Here is a 17,583-nt window from a genome sequence, read left to right as displayed (position 1 = left end):
CTGTCAGTTCGAACCTCCACAACTCCACAGCCCGGCGGCGCGGGCGCGTCAGTACCGACCTCGGATGGCTTCCCGGGGAACGGGAACGCGTGCCGGCCGCCCACCCGAAAAGAAGGACGCCCTCCGCTTGGCTTCGCGGAGGGCGCCCTTTCGTGGTGCGGACTGTTACACCGACTCGATGGCCACGACGGCGTTGTGACCGCCGAAGCCGAAGGAGTTGCTGATGGCGAGCTGATCGCCCGCGCCGAGCGGGGTCGGCTCGCCGGACAGCCGGAACGGCACGGCCGGGTCCTGCTCGGTGATGTTGATCGTCGGCGGCGCGACGCGGTCCCGCAGGGCGAGGACCGTGAAGATCGCCTCCAGTGCTCCGGTCCCGCCGAGGAGGTGACCCGTGGAGGCCTTCGTCGCGGAGACCGGGATGTCGTCGATGCGGTCGCCGAACACGCTCTTCAGCGCGACGTACTCGTTCGGGTCGCCCACCGGGGTCGAGGTCGCGTGGGCGTTGATGTGCGTGACCTCGTCGACGGACCGCCCCGCAGCCTCCAGCGCGAGGTGGACCGCACGGGAGGCGCCGGCGCCCTCCGGGTCGTTCGCGGTGATGTGGTACGAATCGGCGGTCACGCCACCGCCGACGATCGCGGCGTAGATCTTCGCGCCGCGGGCCTTGGCGTGCTCCTCGGTCTCGAGGATCAGGACACCCGCACCCTCACCCATGACGAAGCCGTCACGGTCGATGCTGCCGGGGCGCGACGCCGTCTCGGGGGAGTCGTTGCGGCGCGACAGCGCCTGCATCGATGCGAACGACGAGATGGTGATGGGATGGATGACCGACTCGGTGCCGCCGGCGATCACGACGTCGGCGAGTCCGGCGCGCAGGTGCTCCACGGCGTTGACGAGCGACTCCGTGCTCGACGCGCACGCGCTGGCGACCGTGCGCGCATAGGCGCGGGCTCCGAAGTGCAGCGAGAGGTTTCCCGCTGCCGCGTTCGGCATGAGCATCGGCACCGTCATGGGGAGCACGCGACGCGGCCCCTTCTCGCGCAGCGTGTCCCAGGCGTCCAGGAGCGTCCAGAGGCCGCCGATCCCGGTCGCGAAGTCCACGCCGAGCCGCTCGGGCTCCACCTCGGGCTCGCCGGCGTCGGCCCAGGCCTCCAGCGCCGCGACCAGCGCGAACTGCGAGGACGGGTCGAGGCGCTTGGCCACGGGGCGCTCGAGGACGGTGTCGGGCCGCACCTTGGCCTGCGCCGCGAAGGTCACCGGCAGCTGGTACTTCTCGACCCAGTCGTACTCGAGGGTACGGGTGCCGGATGCCCCGGACAGCAGGGCCTCCCAGCTCTCGGGGGCGGTGGCACCGATCGGGCTGGACGCGCCGATACCGGTGACGACGATGCGCTGATTGCTCATGTGTTCCTCGTGATGCTGCGGTGGGGGCTCAGAGCGGGTCGCTCGCGCCCCCACCGCGGGCGGTGCAGGTCAGGCCTGGTTCGACGTGATGAAGGTCACGGCGTCGCCGACGGTCTTGAGGTTCTTGACCTCTTCGTCGGGAATGGTGACGCCGAACTTCTCCTCGGCGTTGACGACGATCGTCATCATCGAGATGGAGTCGATGTCGAGGTCGTCGGTGAAGGACTTCTCGAGGGCGACCTCATCGGCCGAGATTCCGGTCTCGTCGGTGATGAGCTCGGCGAGCCCGGCGAGGACCTCGTCGTTGCTGAATGCCATGGGTTTTCTCCTTGTTATCCGGTGGGTCGGGCCCGACGGGCCGCTAGTCAGTCTAGGTGCGAGGGGGTCGCCGTCACGGGAGCACGACGACCTGTGCGCCGAACACGAGCCCCGCGCCGAAGCCGATCTGGAGGGCGAGTCCGCCCGACAGCTCGGGGTGCTCTTCGAGCAGCCGGTGGGTGGCCAGCGGGATGGACGCGGCCGACGTGTTGCCGGTCGTCTCGATGTCGCGGCCGATGGCCACCGTGTCGGGAAGGCCGAGCTGCTTGGCGAACTCGTCGATGATGCGCATGTTGGCCTGGTGCGGCACGAAGGCGGCGAGGTCGGCCGGGGTGATGCCCGCCTCCTCGATCGCGCGGCGAGCGACCTTGACCATCTCCCACACCGCCCAGCGGAACACCGTGGGCCCCTCCTGACGGAGCGTCGGCCACGGCGCGGCGCCGTCACGGAAGTCCGTGAGGGTGTGGTTCATTCCGACGGCCTCGTGCTTGGATCCGTCGGAACCCCACACCGTGGGGCCGATGCCCGGGAAGTCGCTCGGGCCGACGATGACGGCGCCCGCGCCGTCGCCCAGGAGGAACGAGATGGACCGGTCGGTGGGGTCGACGATGTCGCTGAGCTTCTCGGTGCCCACGACGGCGACGTAGGTGGCGGCACCGGCGCGGATGAGGGCGTCGGCCTGCGTCACCCCGTAGGCGAACCCGGCGCAGGCGGCGTTGACGTCGTAGGCCGCTGCGGGATTGGCCCCGACGCGGTCGGCGACGATCGCCGACACCGAGGGCGTCTGCTTCGGGTTGGAGATCGTGGAGACGATCACCGCGTCGACCTGCTGCGGATCGATCCCCGCGCGCTGAATGGCCTCGGCGACGGCGTCGGTGGCCAGATCGATCGCCGTCGTGTCGCGGTCTGCCCGCGCGCGCGTGACGATGCCGGTGCGCTGGCGGATCCACTCGTCGCTGGAGTCGATCGGACCGACGAGGTCGTCGTTGGGAACGAGGTTCTCGCCCCGAGCGGCGCCGTACGCGTAGATGCGCGTGTGCGCGGGACCCGTGGGCTGTCTGAGCGTGGCGGTCACGCGTCATCTCCTGTCAGCAGTGCGGCTGCGGCCGCGAGGTCGTCGGGCGTCTTGACCGCGACGGTGGGCGTGCCGCGGAGGGCGCGCTTGGCCAGCCCGACGAGGGTGCCGGCCGGCGAGAACTCGATGATGCCGGTGACGCCGCGTTCGGCGAACGAGCTCATGCACAGATCCCAGCGCACCGGGGAGGCGACCTGGTCGACGAGCAGATCGAGGGCCGTGCGACCGTCGGCGACGACGGATCCGTCACGGTTGGTCCACAGCGTGAGCGACGGATCGGACGCCGCGACGTCTCCCGCCGCGGAGCGGAGCGCCTCGACGGCGGGCGCCATGAAGCGGGTGTGGAACGCGCCCGCGACCTGCAGCGGGATCACCCGCGTTCCGGCGGGCGGGGTCGCCGACAGCTCCGCGAGCGCCGGCAGCGCACCAGCCGCGACGAGCTGTCCGCCGCCGTTGTAGTTGGCGGGGGTGAGGTCGAGCTCGGTGAGGCGTGCGACCACGGCGTCCTGGTCGCCGCCGAGGACGGCGCTCATCCCGGTGTCCTCGAGCGCGGCCGCCGCGGCCATCGCCCGGCCCCGGAGGCCGACCAGACGCATCCCGTCCTCGTCGCCGATGACGCCGGACGCCACGAGCGCGGCGATCTCGCCCACCGAGTGACCGGCGGTTCCGGCCGGTGCCGCGGGCGTGACGTCGCGCAGCGCGTGCCAGGAGAGCAGGCTGGCTGCGACGATGAGCGGCTGTGCCACCTGGGTGTCGCGGATGCGGTCGGCATCCCACTCGGTGCCGGCGGCGACAAGGTCCACCTGCGCCAGGTCCGAATACTGCGCGAGACGCTCCTGCGCGCCGTCGAGCTCGAGCCAAGGGGCGAGGAAACCGGGGGTCTGCGAGCCCTGGCCGGGGAACACGGCGATGATCACGTGACTATCCTCCCAAGAAGATGACGGTCGGGACTGGCGATGAGGTCACAAGAAACCCGAGATGCTTTGTGCGCGCCGCACAGCGATCCTGTCACGGACGGCGCAACGGCGCAGCCCTGCGGCGCGTGACGTCCGTGCCGATGGAGCCGATGATGAGTGCGGTCTGGAGGATCAGCGCTTCGCGCGGACCCGTGGCGTCCCAGCCGATCACGTCCGACACGCGCTTCAGGCGGTAGCGGACGGTGTTGGGGTGCACGAACAGCTCACGCGCGGTCGCCTCCAGCGACCTGCCGTTGTCGAGGTAGCTCCACAGCGTGGCCACGAGGTCGGCGGAGTGCGCCTGCAGCGGGCGGTAGATCCGCTCGACGAGGGTCGCCTTCGCGAGGGGATCTCCCGCCAGGGCACGCTCGGGCAGGAGGTCGTCCGCCTCGACCGGGCGGGGAGCGTGGCGCCACGCTTTCGCGACGGCGAACCCCGCCAGGGCCGCGCGGGCGCTCTGACCGGCGTCCACCAGGGCCGGCACCGGCGGACCCAGCACGAGGTGACCGGTCCCGAACCCGGGTTCGAGGCGCTTCGCGATCTCGGGGAACGGCAGCTGCTGCTCGTCGGACTCCTCGGCGCCCGGCGCCTCGGCGCGACCGATGACCAGCACCAGCCGCGACCCCTGCACTCCGATCAGCACGTCGACCCCCAGCTTGCGCGCGAGCCGGCGCAGCTGATCGACGTCGAACTGCGCGGGCGTCGTGCCCACGAGCACCGCGACCTCGCCGTGCCCGTGCCACCCGAGCGCCGCGATCCGGCTCGGGAGCTCCTCGTCCGCCTCACCCGTCAGGATCGAGTCCACGACGAGCGCCTCGAGCCGGGCGTCCCAGAGCCCGCGCGCCTCCGCGGCACGGGCATAGACATCGGCCGCCGCGAAGGCGACTTCGCGCGAATAGAGGAGCATGCTCTCGCGCAGGTCGTCGCCACGGCCCGCGACCCGCTCCTCGGTCACCTCGACGGTCACGCGGATCAGCTGCAGCGTCTGGGTGAGGCTCACGCTGCGCAGCAGCTCCCGTGGCGCGGCGGCGAAGATGTCGGCCGCGATCCACGGCTGGGCGCCGGGGTCGTCGTACCACTGGATGAACGCCGAGATGCCCGCCTGCGCGACCAGACCCACCGCCGAGCGCCGCGCGGGCGGCATCTCGGCGTACCACGGGAGCGAGTCCTCGAGGCGCTTGATGGTCGCCGTCGCGAGGTCGCCGGAGATGCGCCGCAGCCAGGCGAGCGTCTCCGACTTCTCCTGCGGGGTGGGTCTGATCGGCATAGAGCGGGTCAGCTCTCGCCGCCGGCGTTCCCGCTGGTACCGGCGGTCACGTCGTGGAGACGGTACTTCTCGATCGCCTGAGCGGAGAGGGCGCGGTCCACCTTGCCCTCGTCTGCCAGCGACTGCAGCGTCCGCACCACGATCGACGGTCCGTCGATCTTGAAGAACCGGCGCGCGGCGGCACGCGTGTCCGAGAACCCGAAGCCGTCGGCTCCGAGCGTCGCGAACGAGCGCGGGACCCACGGACGGATCTGGTCCTGCACGGCGTGCATGTAATCGCTCACCGCGATCACGGGACCGTCGGTGTCGCGCAGCTTCTGCGTGACGTAGGCGGTGCGCGGCTCGTCGAGCGGGTTCAGGAAGTTGTGCTCGTCGGCGTCGAGGCCGTCGCGGCGCAGCTCCGTCCAGCTGGTGACCGACCATACATCGGCCACGACACCCCAGTCGTCCTTCAGCAGCTGCTGGGCTTCCAGGGCCCACGGCACGCCGACGCCCGAGGCGAGCAGCTGAGCGCGGTGTCCGTCGCCCTCGCCGGTGGACACGCGGTGCATGCCGCGCACGATGCCCTCGACGTCCACGCCCTCCGGCTCGGCCGGCTGGACGAGCGGCTCGTTGTAGAGCGTGATGTAGTACATGACGTTGGGGTCGGGGTGGTTCCCGCCGTACATCCGGTCGATGCCGGCCCGCACGATGTGGGCGATCTCGTACCCGTACGCCGGGTCGTAGGAGACCGTGGCGGGGTTGGTCGACGCGAGCAGGTGGGAGTGCCCGTCGGCGTGCTGCAGGCCCTCGCCGGTGAGCGTCGTCCGGCCGGCGGTCGCGCCCATGATGAAGCCGCGCGCCATCTGGTCGCCGGCTGCCCACTGCGCGTCGCCCGTGCGCTGGAATCCGAACATCGAGTAGAAGATGTAGACGGGGATGAGCGGCTCGCCGTGCGTGGAGTACGAGGTCCCGACGTTGGTGAACGCCGCCACCGCACCGGCCTCGTTGATGCCGACGTGCATGATCTGCCCCTGCGGGCTCTCCTTGTAGGCCAGGAGCAGCTCGCGGTCCACCGAGGTGTAGTTCTGACCGTTCGGGTTGTAGATCTTCGCCGTCGGGAAGAACGCGTCGAGACCGAAGGTGCGGGCCTCGTCGGGGATGATCGGGACGATGCGGTGCCCGAAGTCCTTCACCCGGAGCAGATCCTTCAGGAGGCGCACGAACGCCATGGTCGTCGCGACCTCCTGCGTGCCCGATCCCTTCTTGGGAAGCGCGTAGGCGGCGTCGTCCGGGAGGGCGATCGGGACGTGGTGGCTGCGACGCTCGGGAAGGAAGCCGCCCAGCGCACGACGCTTCTCCACCATGTACTGGATCGTCTCGTCCTCCATGCCCGGGTGGAAGTACGGCGGGGCGTAGGGGTTCTCCTCGAGCTGCGCGTCGCTGATCGGGATGCGCATCGAGTCGCGGAAGTGCTTCAGGTCCTCGAGGGTCATCTTCTTCATCTGGTGGGTCGCGTTGCGGCCCTCGAAGTGGTGACCCAGGCCGTAGCCCTTGATCGTCTTGGCGAGGATGACGGTCGGCTGGCCCTTGTGCTCGGTCGCCGTCTTGTATGCGGCGTAGACCTTCTGGTAGTCCAGGCCGCCGCGGCGGAGCTTGCCCCAGATGTCGTCGTCCGACCAGTCCTTGACCATGTCCAGCGTGCGCTCGTCGCGGGCGAAGAAGTGGTCGCGGATGAACTTGCCGTCCTCGGCGCGGTAGGTCTGGAAGTCGCCGTCGGGCGTGGTGTTCATGAGGTGGACGAGCGCGCCGTCGCGGTCGCGCTCGAGCAGCTCGTCCCAGCCGCGGCCCCAGACGACCTTGATGACGTTCCAGCCCGCGCCGCGGAAGAAGCTCTCGAGCTCCTGGATGATCTTGCCGTTGCCGCGGACCGGTCCGTCGAGGCGCTGGAGGTTGCAGTTGACGACGAAGGTGAGGTTGTCGAGGCCCTCGTTCGCCGCCACCTGGAGCTGGCCGCGGCTCTCGACCTCGTCCATCTCGCCGTCGCCGAGGAAGGCCCAGACGCGGGAGTTGGAGAGGTCCTTGATGCCGCGGTTCGTCAGGTACTTGTTCGTCATCGCCTGATAGATGGCGTTGATCGGCCCGAGCCCCATCGACACCGTCGGGAACTGCCAGTAGTCCGGCATGAGACGGGGGTGCGGGTAGGAGGGGATGCCGACGGGCGCCTTCGACTTCTCCTGGCGGAAGCCGTCGAGCTGGTCCGCCGACAGACGGCCCTCGAGGAAGGAGCGGGCGTAGATGCCCGGGGAGGCGTGGCCCTGGACGAAGATCTGGTCGCCGCCGCTGGGGTCGTCCAGGCCGCGGAAGAAGTGGTTGAAGCCGACTTCGTAGAGCGACGCCGAGGACGCGTACGTGGAGATGTGCCCGCCGACGCCGATGCCGGGGCGCTGCGCGCGGTGCACGGTGAGCGCCGCGTTCCACCGGATCCAGCGACGGTATCGCCGCTCGAGCTCCTCGTCACCGGGGAACTCGGGCTCGTTCTCGGGCGCGATCGTGTTGATGTAGTCCGTGGTCGGAACCTGCGGCACGTTCAGCTGCAGTTCGTGGGAGGTCTGCAGCAGGCTCAGCATGATCTCGCGACCGCGTCCCGCACCCTTGGCGTCGACGAGCTGCTGGAGGGATTCCTGCCACTCGTGGGTCTCTTCGGGATCGCTGTCCTGCGGGCCCTGCGAGTACGGATCCTGATCGTTGACAGTCACGGGAGACCTTTCTTCATCTGGCAGATCATGCCAGGACGGGGCTTCGGATGCGGGTGGCTTTTGTTCAGCACTGACAACGCACCGCCCATCAGCCTAGTCACTTCCGGAGGGTCCGATCCCTTCTAGACTGAACCGCGAGGGCCTTTAGCTCAGCTGGTAGAGCGCCACGTTTACACCGTGGATGTCGTCGGTTCGATCCCGGCAGGGCCCACCTCAGGCGCTGTCGTCGGGGCCGTCCGCCCGCGTCCGCGCGGCACACCCCGCCGACGCCGTCGTCGCCACGATCGGCGGGCGCGGCGCCGAACCTCAGTCTTCGCGGCCGACGACCTTCGGCACCGCCGGGTTGTCGTAGGTGCCGGCGTCCTTCCCCAGCCGCGAGTGGGAGCGGGAGTAGGCGAAGTAGATGACGAAACCGATGGCGAGCCACACGAGGAAGCGGAGCCAGGTCTCGACGGTGAGGTTCAGCATGAGGTAGGTGCACACCGCCGCCGACAGCGCGGGGAGGACCGGGCTCCACGGCACACGGAAGCCCCGAGGCAGGTCGGGCCGGGTGCGGCGGAGCACGATGACGCCGACCGAGACGAGCACGAACGCCGACAGCGTGCCGATGTTGACCATCTCCTCCAGGACGCCCACCGGGGTGAGGCCGGCGACCACGGCCACCACGAGGGTCACCATGATCGAGATGACCCACGGCGTGCGGCGGGTGGGGTGCACCTTCGCGAGGCGCACGGGCAGCAGCCCGTCGCGCGACATCGCGAAGATGATGCGCGTGGCGCCGATGAGCAGGGTGAGGACGACCGTGGTGAGGCCGGCGACGGCGCCGGCGGAGATGACGGTCGCCATCCACGCCTGGCCGTGGTGGACGAACGCGTTGGCAAGCGCTGCCGCGGGGTCGAGGTCCTGGTAGGGGACCATGCCCGTGACCACGAGGGCGACGACGCAGTAGAGCGCCGTGCAGATGACGAGGGAGGCGATGATCCCGATCGGCAGATCGCGCTGCGGGTTCTTGGTCTCCTCGGCCGTCGTCGCCACGACGTCGAAGCCGATGTAGGCGAAGAAGACGAGGGCCGCACCGGCGAAGATACCGCCGAGCCCGAAGGCCATCGGCTCGATCCCCGACAGGAACTGCAGGAGCGGCTGTGTCAGTCCGGTCGCCGCTTCGCGCGGTGCGGCATCGGGAACGAAGGGGGAGTAGTTCGCGGGGTTGACGAAAAGGATGCCGGCGACGATCACGAACAGGACGATGAACAGCTTCACCGCCACGAGGACCAGGTTCACCCGCATCGACTCGCGGATGCCGTAGGTCATCAGGGCGCCGAGGACGAGCACCAGGAGGATCGCCATCACGTCGACCGTGCCGCCGTAGCCGATGGCATCGGGGATCGGCATGCCGAGCTGCTCCAGGAGCACGCCGAGATAGGCGCTCCACCCCTGGGCGACGACGCCGGCGCCCAGGAACATCTCGAGGATCAGGTCCCAGCCGATGATCCAGGCCAGAAGTTCGCCGAGCGAGGCGTATGAGAACGTGTAGGCGGACCCGGAGACCGGCACGGTGGAGGCGAACTCGGCGTAGCACATGGCGGCGAGCCCGCACGCGATCGCCGCCACGATGAAGCTCACGACGATGGCGGGTCCCGCCACCTCGTGGGCGACGCGCCCGGTCAGGGTGAAGATGCCGGCGCCGATGACGACGCCGACGCCGAACACGGTCAGGTCGAAGGCGGACAGCGACTTCCGCAGGCGGAACTCCGGCTCCTCGGTGTCGGCGATCGACCGCTCGACGGACTTCGTGCGCATCACGCTCATCGGAAGGCTCCCTCTGCTCACCCGGCACCACATGCTAGCTTCCGGACGCCCGGCCGGGGGAGGAGCACCGGCGAGCAAAACGGGCCACCCGGTTCCGCGTCGGCGCGGGACGGTAGGTTGGAACACGTGAAAGCCCGCCCCGAAGACCAGCTCCGTCTCGTCGATCTCGCCGCGCTCGACACGGCGATCCGCGCCGCCGAGCACGCCCGCCGCAACCCCGAGCAGGCCGGACGCGTGCAGGAGCTGCTCTCGCAGCGTCAGACGCTGTCCGCGGAGCTGACTCGCCTCCTCGGCGTCCGCGACGACGTCACCGCCGAGCTGGCGCGGATCGAGTCCGACGTGGCCGTGGTCGATGCGCGCACCGCACGTGACGCCGAGCGTCTCGCCTCGTCTGTGAACGCGAAGGACGCGCAAGGACTCGAGCACGAGATCGCCTCGCTGGCCAAGCGCAAGAGCGATCTCGAGGACGCCGAGCTCGAGCTCATGGAGCGCCTCGAAGCGGCCGAGGCCGACATCGCGACCCAGGAGGCGCTCATCGCGGCGACCAACGACGAAGGGGCGCGGCTGAGCGCCGCCGGCAAAGCCGCCGTCGCCGAGGCGAACTCGCGCTTCGACGCCGCGACGCGCGACCGTCAGGCGATCGCCGCGACGCTTCCCGCCGAGCTCGTCGCGCTCTACGAGCGGCTGGCGGCGCGCGGCAACGGCGCGGGCCTGCTGCGGCAGCGCACCTGCGAGGCCTGTCGTATGGTGCTCGCCGGAACCGACGTGCAGGCGCTGCGCCAGGCAGCCGACGACGACGTCGTCATGTGCCCGGAGTGCGGCTGCATCCTGGTGCGCACCGACGAGTCGGGGCTGTGAGCGCGACGGGCCCGCGCCCGTCATGAGCACCTCCTCGCCCGCGTGGACGATCATCGCGGGACACGATCACGACCGCATCGTCCTCATCGGCACGGCCTCTGACGGGACCGAGCTCAGCAGACGCGTCACGCGGCGCGATGAGCTGGCCGACGTCGTCCGCGTCATCGAGGCCGGCGCCGACGCGGCACACCGCTGGGTGTGGAACGACACAGCGCGCTGGTATCCGGCGCTTCTGAGCGCAGGGGTCGACGTCGCCCGCTGTCACGATCTGCGACTGTGCCACGCCATCCTCCGATCCAGCGCGCTGGTGGCCGATGCCACCGAGCTACGCGCCGCGAACGCCTGGACGGCGGCAGCGGGAGACGACCACGCCGAGGAGGCGCTGTTCACGCTCGACGACCGCGCCGGCGTGCCCGACGATCCGGCAGAGGTGATCGCCGAGTTCGCGCGCCAGCAGGCCGCCGTCCATGCCTCCTCGGACCCCGACCGCCTCCGCCTGCTCCTCGCGGCCGAATCCGCCGGCGCGCTCATCGCCGCAGAGCTGCACGCGGCCGGCCTCCCCTGGGACGCCGCAGTCCACGATCGCCTGCTCACCGACGTGCTCGGGACCCGTCCGAGCGCGGGCGGGCTACCCTCGCTCGTCCAGGCACGCGCCGATGAGGTGCGCCGTGCCCTCGGCGATCCTCACGCCAGCCTGGACTCCCAGCCCAAGCTGCTGCGGTCGCTGCACCGCGCGGGCGTCCCGGCACGCTCGACGAGCCGCTGGGAGCTGGCGGAATTCGATCATCCGGTGATCGCTCCGCTCCTCGCTTACAAGAAGCTGACGCGCCTGCTGAGCGCCAACGGCTGGGCGTGGCTGTCCGAATGGGCCCCCGACGGCCGATTCCGACCGGTGTACGTCCCCGGCGGAGTCGTCACCGGACGGTGGGCGTCGTCCGGAGGTGGCGCCCTGCAGCTCCCGCGCCAGTTGCGCCCGGCGGTGCGCGCCGACCCCGGGTGGGTGCTCGTGGTGGCCGACGTCGCGCAGCTCGAGCCGCGGGTGCTCGCGGCGATGTCGCGGGATCTCGCGCTGGCCGGTGCCGCCCGCGGCGTGGACCTGTACGAGGGGATCGTCGCCGGGGGCGTGGTCCCCACGCGGCAGGAGGCGAAGATCGCGGTGCTCGGCGCGATGTACGGCGCGACGACGGGGGACAGCGGCAGACTGGTGCCCGCGCTCCGGCGTGCCTACCCGCGGGCGATGGCGCTCGTCGACGATGCGGCGCGGGTGGGTGAGGACGGCGGCATCGTCTCCACCTGGCTCGGCCGCTCGAGCCCGCCGCCGTCGGCGGGCTGGCAGGCCCTGCAAGCACGGGCCAGCGACGCCGAGGCGGTTTCCGGCGACGACACCGCCGCTCGACGGGCAGCACGTGACAGGGGGCGGTTCACGCGGAACTTCGTCGTGCAGGGGACTGCCGCCGAGTGGGCGCTGGCATGGCTCGCCGACCTCAGAACCCGGCTCGCCGCCCTTCCCGCCATCGAGGAGGGGGAGCAGGCGGCGACCGCATCGGGACCGCTGTTCTCGCGCCGTGCGCATCTCGCGTTCTTCCTGCACGACGAGATCATCGTGCACGCGCCCGCCGCCCAGGCCGAGGCGGTCGCTCACGCGGTCCAGGCGAGTGCGGAGCGCGCGGCGATGCTGCTGTTCGGCGGGTTCCCGCTCGACTTCCCCCTCGATCTGCGCATCGCCGAGGACGCCGCCAAGGAGTGAGGGCGCCGCCGCTCAGTCGCAGGACAGCGAGGACAGGCGGATCTCCTCCGCGGGATACAGCAGCGGAGTGTGCAGAAGCGCCGGCTCTCGCTCGACGGTGTCGGGCGAGACGAACCGGACGTCGATCAGCGCCGACTCGCCCGGGGCCAGTTCGACCTCCGTCGCACTCGTCGGGAATCCGCCGTCTTCGACGTCCACCGACGCGCGGCGCTCTCCGTCGACGGTCGTACCCCCGAAAAACCACCCCTCCGGTGCGGCCACGGCGACGGCGGTGGCGATGTTTCCCGCGGTGACCCCCCAGCGGCCGCTCCCCGTCATGCTGAACGGCCACTTCTCGCCCGCATCGGCCGGAGCCTCATTGGTCAGACGCACCTGGACCGACACCTCGGGCCGGCCGTCCGCCCGGCAGGAGCCGGTCACCGAGCCCAGCTCGACGGCCAGGCTGCTGTCCATCTTGGAGCCCGTGCCGTCGTTGAAGTAGACCGCGAACGCGTTCTCCCCGGCATCGCGATGACGGGCCAGCGCCCCGGCGAAGGGGGAGTGCGCGAGCACCTCGGCCTCGGCGGAGTCTGCGCTCCAGACCGACACCCGGCCCTGTTCGATCGGAGTGCGCAGGGCGGAGATCCAGGCCGACGGTGCTGCGGAGCTGGTCATCACCGCCTCGAAGAAGCGCTCCGTGAGGTCCTGGAAGAAGACCGTCTGCTCTTTGGGCTCGCGGTGCAGGTACGGCGCCACGAGCACGCTCGAGATGAACCCGTCCCGCACCAGCTCCTTGCCGCCGGCGAGCGTGACAGGGCCCGTCACCGGGAGCAGGGCCCGCAGCACGAGCGGATCGATCGCCAGGACGATGTCGGGGCGATGGCCCGTGAGGCCCTCCCACCAGGTCGAGGCGAGCCGCGCGGAGAGGTCGAAGTCGGGCGTCGTCGTCGTGTTCTGGACGTAGCGCCCGACGATGTCGCCGTAGAGGGCGGTCGTCGACTCGGGCACGGGCAGGATCTCGGCGACGGTGCGGCGGAACTCGCTCGAGTCCGCCTGGCGCGTCATCGTGATCGCGCCGCCGTCGGCGACGATCTCGGCGAACGAGCCGGTGATGCCTCCCCCGGAACGGAGCTCCGCATTGTTCTGCAGCATCACGAGGATGGTGCGCGGGCCGTCGCTGCCGAGCATCCCCGGCAGCACCGCGCTGAGATCGGCCATGCCGCCCACCGCGGACCCGAGCTGGTCGAGCATCGTCCCGACCTGGTCGACGCCCCGCGAGACCTGGTCGACGAGTCCGTCGCGGGACACCGCGGCGACGGCGGCTCGCGTCTGGTCGAGCACGTCGCGCGCTTCGGCCAGCGGCTCGGCCGCCTCCGAGAGGAGGGCGACGTTCAGCGACCCGTCGACGAGGAGCTCACCGCCGGTCAACCGCGACGTGAGGGCGGCGACGGGCGTGGCGACCTCGCTCGACACCCGGTCGAGCTGCTCGGTGATCAGTCGGGTCGCACGCAGGTTCTGCCCGAGGCCCGGCACGATCTCGGCCGCGCGCCACAGCGGGTCGGCGGCCGCGGCGGCTGCGGACGAGACGTGCTCGTCGAACCGGACGGCCACGTCTCCCAGCGCGTCGACGTCGCCGTCGGCAAGGGCTGCCTCCGCGTTCCGCGGGAGCTCGGCCACGGCCGACAGCTCGTCGCTCACGACGAGTGCTCGGGTCGCCACCCACACGCCGGCGCCGACGAGGACGACGAGCAGCCCCGCAAGGGTCCACCCGACGATCCTGCGTCGGCGACGGCGAGTCGGGTCAGGCGTCGCCTGACCCATCGATCAGTTGGTGCGACGGCGGCGGCTGAAGGCGAACAGACCGGCACCCGCGAGGAGCACCGCACCGCCACCCACCACGAACGGCAGGACGTCGACGTCGCCACCGGTCACCGCGAGGGTCACCTCGTCGCCGACGCCGGCGGGCTCACCGGTGACGCTGGGCTGTGCGGAGCAGAACGGGCTGCTCGGCGGGTAGCTCAGCGCGACCGCGACCTCCGGGTTGACGACGATCTTCGCCGAGATGTCTCCGCGCGTCCACGCGAAGTTGTCCGACGTCTCGACCCACGATCCGTCGACGAACGCCCAGCCCGGCCAGCCGGTCGGCGAGCCGTCTGCGGCGATCGACGCACCGGGCCACAGGATGCGGCCCGACAGCGTGCCGTCGGCGTCGAGCGCCCCCAGCTGGATCGTCGTCGACTGCGAGCCGTTGGACAGCACGAGGCGTGCCGTTCGGCTGGTCGACTGGTTGTTGGTGTCGGTGAGTACCACGGAGTACTCGATCCACGGCACGTCGTCCTCGCAGACGCCCGCAGCCTCGGAACCGGCGAGCGTGAAGCTCCCGTCGACGCCCGGCGTGTAGCCGTCGTCCTCCGTGGCTGCGTGCGCCGCCGTCGGCAGCGACAGCAGCAAGATCCCCGCAACGAGTGCGCGTGCGAACACAGACTTCTTCATGACAAGCCCCCCAGCCTGCTCATACGGGACCCTCCCCAATCGGGCCCACACATCGGATGCTACACCACGATCGGACTCCGCGCGGTAAACTCGCCGAGCGAATGGGTCGGCTGGACGGTCGCGTGGCGGGAGACCGCACCGAGGAACGTCCGGGCTCCACAGGGCAGGGCGGTGGGTAACACCCACCCGGAGCGATCCGCGAGACAGTGCCACAGAGAGCAGACCGCCCGCCGTCAGCGGCGGGTAAGGGTGAAAGGGTGGTGTAAGAGACCACCGGGACCGCGGTGACGCGGTCCGCACGGCAAACCTCGCCCGGAGCAAGGCCAGACAGGGGATGACGACGCGGCCCGCCGAGTCCCCGGGTAGGCCGCTGGAGCGGCGCGGCAACGCGTCGCCGAGAGAGATGACCGTCCACGGGGCTCACGCCCCCGGACAGAACCCGGCGTACAGGCCGGCCCATTCGCCCTCTCGCCGAGCCGGCGGCCCTCAGGACACCGCGAGTGCGGCCGCCCCGATGATCCCGGCGTTGTTGCGGTGCACGGCCGGCACGATGGGCGTGTGCAGATCCAGGAGCGGCAGGAACTCGTCGGCGTGCTTGGAGACCCCGCCGCCGACGATGAAGAGGTCGGGGCTGAGCAGGAACTCCAGGTGGCTGTAGTACCACTGCAGGCGCTTGGCCCACTGCGCCCAGGTGAGCTCGTCGCGCTCCATGGCGGAGTAGGCCGCCCAGGCCTCGGCATCCTTCTTGTGGCCGGCCCGCTGCAGATGCCCGAGCTCCGAGTTGGGGATGAGGGCGCCGCGGTGGATCAGCGCCGTGCCGATCCCGGTGCCCAGGGTCGTCAGCAGCACGAGGCCCTCCTCGCCGCGAGCAGCGCCGTAGCGCAGCTCCGCGACGCCCGCGACGTCGGCGTCGTTCGCGAAGTGGATCTCGCGGCCGAGTCCGTCCTCGAAGAAGCGCTCGGCCTCGAACCCGATCCACGCGTCCGAGACGTTCGCCGCGGACATCGTCCGTCCCCGGGTCACGATCGCCGGGAAGGCCACGCCGAGAGGGACGTCGGCGTCATGGACCTCGAGCCGCTCCAGCACGACCTTGACGGCGGCGAGCACGTCTTCGGGCTCGGCGCCCTGCGGAGTGGCGACCTTGATGCGGTCGGTCAGGAGCGCACCCGCCTCGAGGTCCACCACCGCGCCCTTGATGCCGGTTCCGCCGATGTCCACCCCGACGGCGCGGGTCGTCTTGATCGCCATCCCGCCAGCCTACCGAGGCCGGGCCGACGGCTCGTAGGATCGAGGCAGTCCGACCGCCGTCGAGAGGAACGACAATGACCGGCAACGACGAGAAGTACTGGTACAACCTCAAGACCGGCGAGGTGGAGCGCGGCTTCGAATCGCCGTCGGTCGACCGTGCCGGCCCGTTCGACACGCCCGAGGAGGCCGCCCGCGCACCGCAGGTGATGGCCGAGCGGTCGCGCGCCTGGTCCGAGGAGGAGGCTCGCGAGGACGCCTGGGGCTCCGGGCGCGGCGCCGACGTGTCGCCGGACGGCGAGCCCGACCCGGGCCGATAGTCTGGGCAGACCGGCATCGGAGAGGACGCGATGGACAAGCAGCGGGACTTCGTACTGCGCACGATCGAGGAGCGCGGCGTCAAGTTCGTGCGCCTCTGGTTCACGGATGTGATCGGCACGCTCAAGTCGGTCGCGATCGCGCCGGCCGAGGTGGAGGGCGCGTTCACCGAGGGACTGGGCTTCGACGGCTCGGCCATCGAGGGACTCACCCGCTCCTACGAGTCCGACCTGCTCGCACACCCCGATCCGACGACGTTCCAGACCCTGCCGTGGCGGGGCGAGATCGACCCGACGGCCCGGATGTTCTGCGACATCACGACCCCCGACGGACAGCCCGCCGTCGCCGATCCGCGCCATGTGCTCAAGCGCTCCCTGGCCAAGGCAGCCGATGCGGGGTTCACCTTCTACACGCACCCCGAGATCGAGTTCTACCTGCTCAAGTCGTCGACCTTCGGCGCGGACGGGCCCGAGCCGGTCGATTCCGCGGGCTACTTCGACAACGTGCCCGGCGGCACCGCCCACGACTTCCGCCGTCGCTCGGTGCGCATGCTGGAAGACCTGGGCATCTCGGTCGAGTACAGCCACCACGAGGGCGGCCCCGGTCAGAACGAGATCGACCTCCGGTACGCCGACGCGCTCGCGACCGCGGACAACATCATGACCTTCCGCACGGTGGTCAAGGAGGTGGCCATCGAGCAGGGCGTGTACGCCACGTTCATGCCCAAGCCCCTCAGCGGCCACCCCGGCAGCGGCATGCACACCCACATGTCCCTGTTCGAGGGCGACGTCAACGCGTTCTACGAGGAGGGCGCGCAGTATCAGCTGTCGCTCACCGGCCGTCGATTCATCGCGGGACTGCTCCGTCACGCCAACGAGATCGCGGCGGTGACGAATCAGTTCGTCAACTCCTACAAGCGCCTGTGGGGCGGTGACGAGGCGCCGAGCTTCATCTGCTGGGGGCACAACAACCGCTCCGCGCTGGTCCGGGTGCCGATGTACAAGCCCAAGAAGGGCCAGTCGACGCGCGTGGAGTATCGCGCACTCGATTCGGCCGCGAACCCCTATCTCGCCTACGCGCTCATGCTCGCCGCGGGCCTGAAGGGGATCGAAGAGGAGTACGAGCTCCCGCCCGAGGCCGAGGACAACGTGTGGTCGCTGACCGACGCCGAGCGTCGGGCGCTCGGCTACGAGGCCCTGCCGGCGAGCCTGGACCACGCCCTCGAGTACATGGAGGAGTCCGAGCTGGTCGCCGAGACCCTGGGGGAGCAGGTCTTCAACTACGTCCTCCTCAACAAGCGCCGCGAGTGGCAGGAGTACCGCGCCCAGGTCACGCCCTTCGAGCTGAAGAGCAACCTGGAGATGCTGTAACCCGTC

General features: G+C 70.6%; 14 protein-coding genes, 1 tRNA gene and 1 other RNA gene. 6 read left to right on the top strand and 10 right to left on the bottom strand.

The features are described 5' to 3' along the window. Window positions 1–165: 165 nt before the first annotated feature. The 6 genes from QQZ13_RS00970 to aceE form a co-directional block, all read right to left on the bottom strand. Entirely contained in the window at window positions 166–1,404 is a 1,239-nt protein-coding gene (locus tag QQZ13_RS00970) for a beta-ketoacyl synthase (RefSeq protein WP_284527260.1), read from the bottom strand. Window positions 1,405–1,473: 69 nt separating this feature from the next. Further along, the gene (locus tag QQZ13_RS00965) at window positions 1,474–1,722 is read right to left on the bottom strand and encodes an acyl carrier protein (protein ID WP_121058750.1); all 249 of its coding nucleotides are present in this window, start codon (window positions 1,720–1,722) and stop codon (window positions 1,474–1,476) included. A gap of 73 nt (window positions 1,723–1,795) precedes the next feature. Continuing rightward, the gene (locus tag QQZ13_RS00960; protein ID WP_284527259.1) at window positions 1,796–2,797 is read right to left on the bottom strand and encodes a beta-ketoacyl-ACP synthase III; all 1,002 of its coding nucleotides are present in this window, start codon (window positions 2,795–2,797) and stop codon (window positions 1,796–1,798) included. Continuing rightward, entirely contained in the window at window positions 2,794–3,714 is a 921-nt protein-coding gene (locus QQZ13_RS00955; RefSeq protein WP_284527258.1) for an ACP S-malonyltransferase, read from the bottom strand. The genes QQZ13_RS00960 and QQZ13_RS00955 overlap by 4 nt, the downstream gene beginning before the upstream one ends. Window positions 3,715–3,805: 91 nt before the next feature. Then, on the bottom strand, window positions 3,806–5,020 hold the full coding sequence (locus tag QQZ13_RS00950; RefSeq protein WP_284527257.1) for a CdaR family transcriptional regulator: 1,215 nt from the start codon (window positions 5,018–5,020) through the stop codon (window positions 3,806–3,808). 8 nt (window positions 5,021–5,028) lie between these two features. Further along, on the bottom strand, window positions 5,029–7,758 hold the full coding sequence (gene aceE, locus QQZ13_RS00945) for a pyruvate dehydrogenase (acetyl-transferring), homodimeric type (protein ID WP_284527256.1): 2,730 nt from the start codon (window positions 7,756–7,758) through the stop codon (window positions 5,029–5,031). Between the two features lie 138 nt (window positions 7,759–7,896). Between aceE and QQZ13_RS00940 the strand changes: the two genes are divergently transcribed. Then, window positions 7,897–7,969: transfer RNA gene (locus QQZ13_RS00940), tRNA-Val, on the top strand. 95 nt (window positions 7,970–8,064) lie between these two features. Here QQZ13_RS00940 and QQZ13_RS00935 read toward each other — a convergent pair. After that, entirely contained in the window at window positions 8,065–9,567 is a 1,503-nt protein-coding gene (locus tag QQZ13_RS00935) for an amino acid permease (RefSeq protein ID WP_284527255.1), read from the bottom strand. A gap of 126 nt (window positions 9,568–9,693) precedes the next feature. Between QQZ13_RS00935 and QQZ13_RS00930 the strand changes: the two genes are divergently transcribed. Then, on the top strand, window positions 9,694–10,425 hold the full coding sequence (locus QQZ13_RS00930) for a zinc ribbon domain-containing protein (protein ID WP_284527254.1): 732 nt from the start codon (window positions 9,694–9,696) through the stop codon (window positions 10,423–10,425). 22 nt (window positions 10,426–10,447) lie between these two features. Beyond that, window positions 10,448–12,172: a bifunctional 3'-5' exonuclease/DNA polymerase gene (locus tag QQZ13_RS00925; protein ID WP_284527253.1), complete on the top strand. Its 1,725-nt coding sequence runs from the start codon at window positions 10,448–10,450 to the stop codon at window positions 12,170–12,172. A 12-nt stretch (window positions 12,173–12,184) separates the two neighbouring features. Here the strand turns inward: QQZ13_RS00925 and QQZ13_RS00920 are convergent, their stop codons facing one another. Then, the gene (locus QQZ13_RS00920) at window positions 12,185–13,972 is read right to left on the bottom strand and encodes a DUF4012 domain-containing protein (protein WP_284527252.1); all 1,788 of its coding nucleotides are present in this window, start codon (window positions 13,970–13,972) and stop codon (window positions 12,185–12,187) included. A gap of 3 nt (window positions 13,973–13,975) precedes the next feature. Next, on the bottom strand, window positions 13,976–14,644 hold the full coding sequence (locus tag QQZ13_RS00915) for an LPXTG cell wall anchor domain-containing protein (RefSeq protein WP_284527251.1): 669 nt from the start codon (window positions 14,642–14,644) through the stop codon (window positions 13,976–13,978). Between the two features lie 102 nt (window positions 14,645–14,746). On the opposite strand from QQZ13_RS00915, the gene rnpB reads away from it, so the two are divergent. Continuing rightward, window positions 14,747–15,107: RNase P RNA component class A (gene rnpB / locus QQZ13_RS00910), an RNA gene on the top strand. Between the two features lie 23 nt (window positions 15,108–15,130). Here rnpB and ppgK read toward each other — a convergent pair. After that, window positions 15,131–15,892, bottom strand: coding sequence for a polyphosphate--glucose phosphotransferase (gene ppgK, locus QQZ13_RS00905; RefSeq protein WP_284527250.1), 762 nt, complete (start codon window positions 15,890–15,892; stop codon window positions 15,131–15,133). Window positions 15,893–15,966: 74 nt separating this feature from the next. On the opposite strand from ppgK, the gene QQZ13_RS00900 reads away from it, so the two are divergent. Then, window positions 15,967–16,209, top strand: a complete 243-nt coding sequence (locus tag QQZ13_RS00900; protein ID WP_284527249.1) for an SPOR domain-containing protein — start codon at window positions 15,967–15,969, stop codon at window positions 16,207–16,209. 30 nt (window positions 16,210–16,239) lie between these two features. After that, window positions 16,240–17,577, top strand: a complete 1,338-nt coding sequence (gene glnA / locus QQZ13_RS00895; RefSeq protein ID WP_284527248.1) for a type I glutamate--ammonia ligase — start codon at window positions 16,240–16,242, stop codon at window positions 17,575–17,577. The last annotated feature ends 6 nt before the right edge of the window (window positions 17,578–17,583 follow it).

The organism is Microbacterium sp. T2.11-28 (assembly GCF_950097975.1).
In the GTDB taxonomy this organism is placed as follows: domain Bacteria; phylum Actinomycetota; class Actinomycetes; order Actinomycetales; family Microbacteriaceae; genus Microbacterium.
This window is presented reverse-complemented; position numbering and strand designations above follow the sequence as displayed.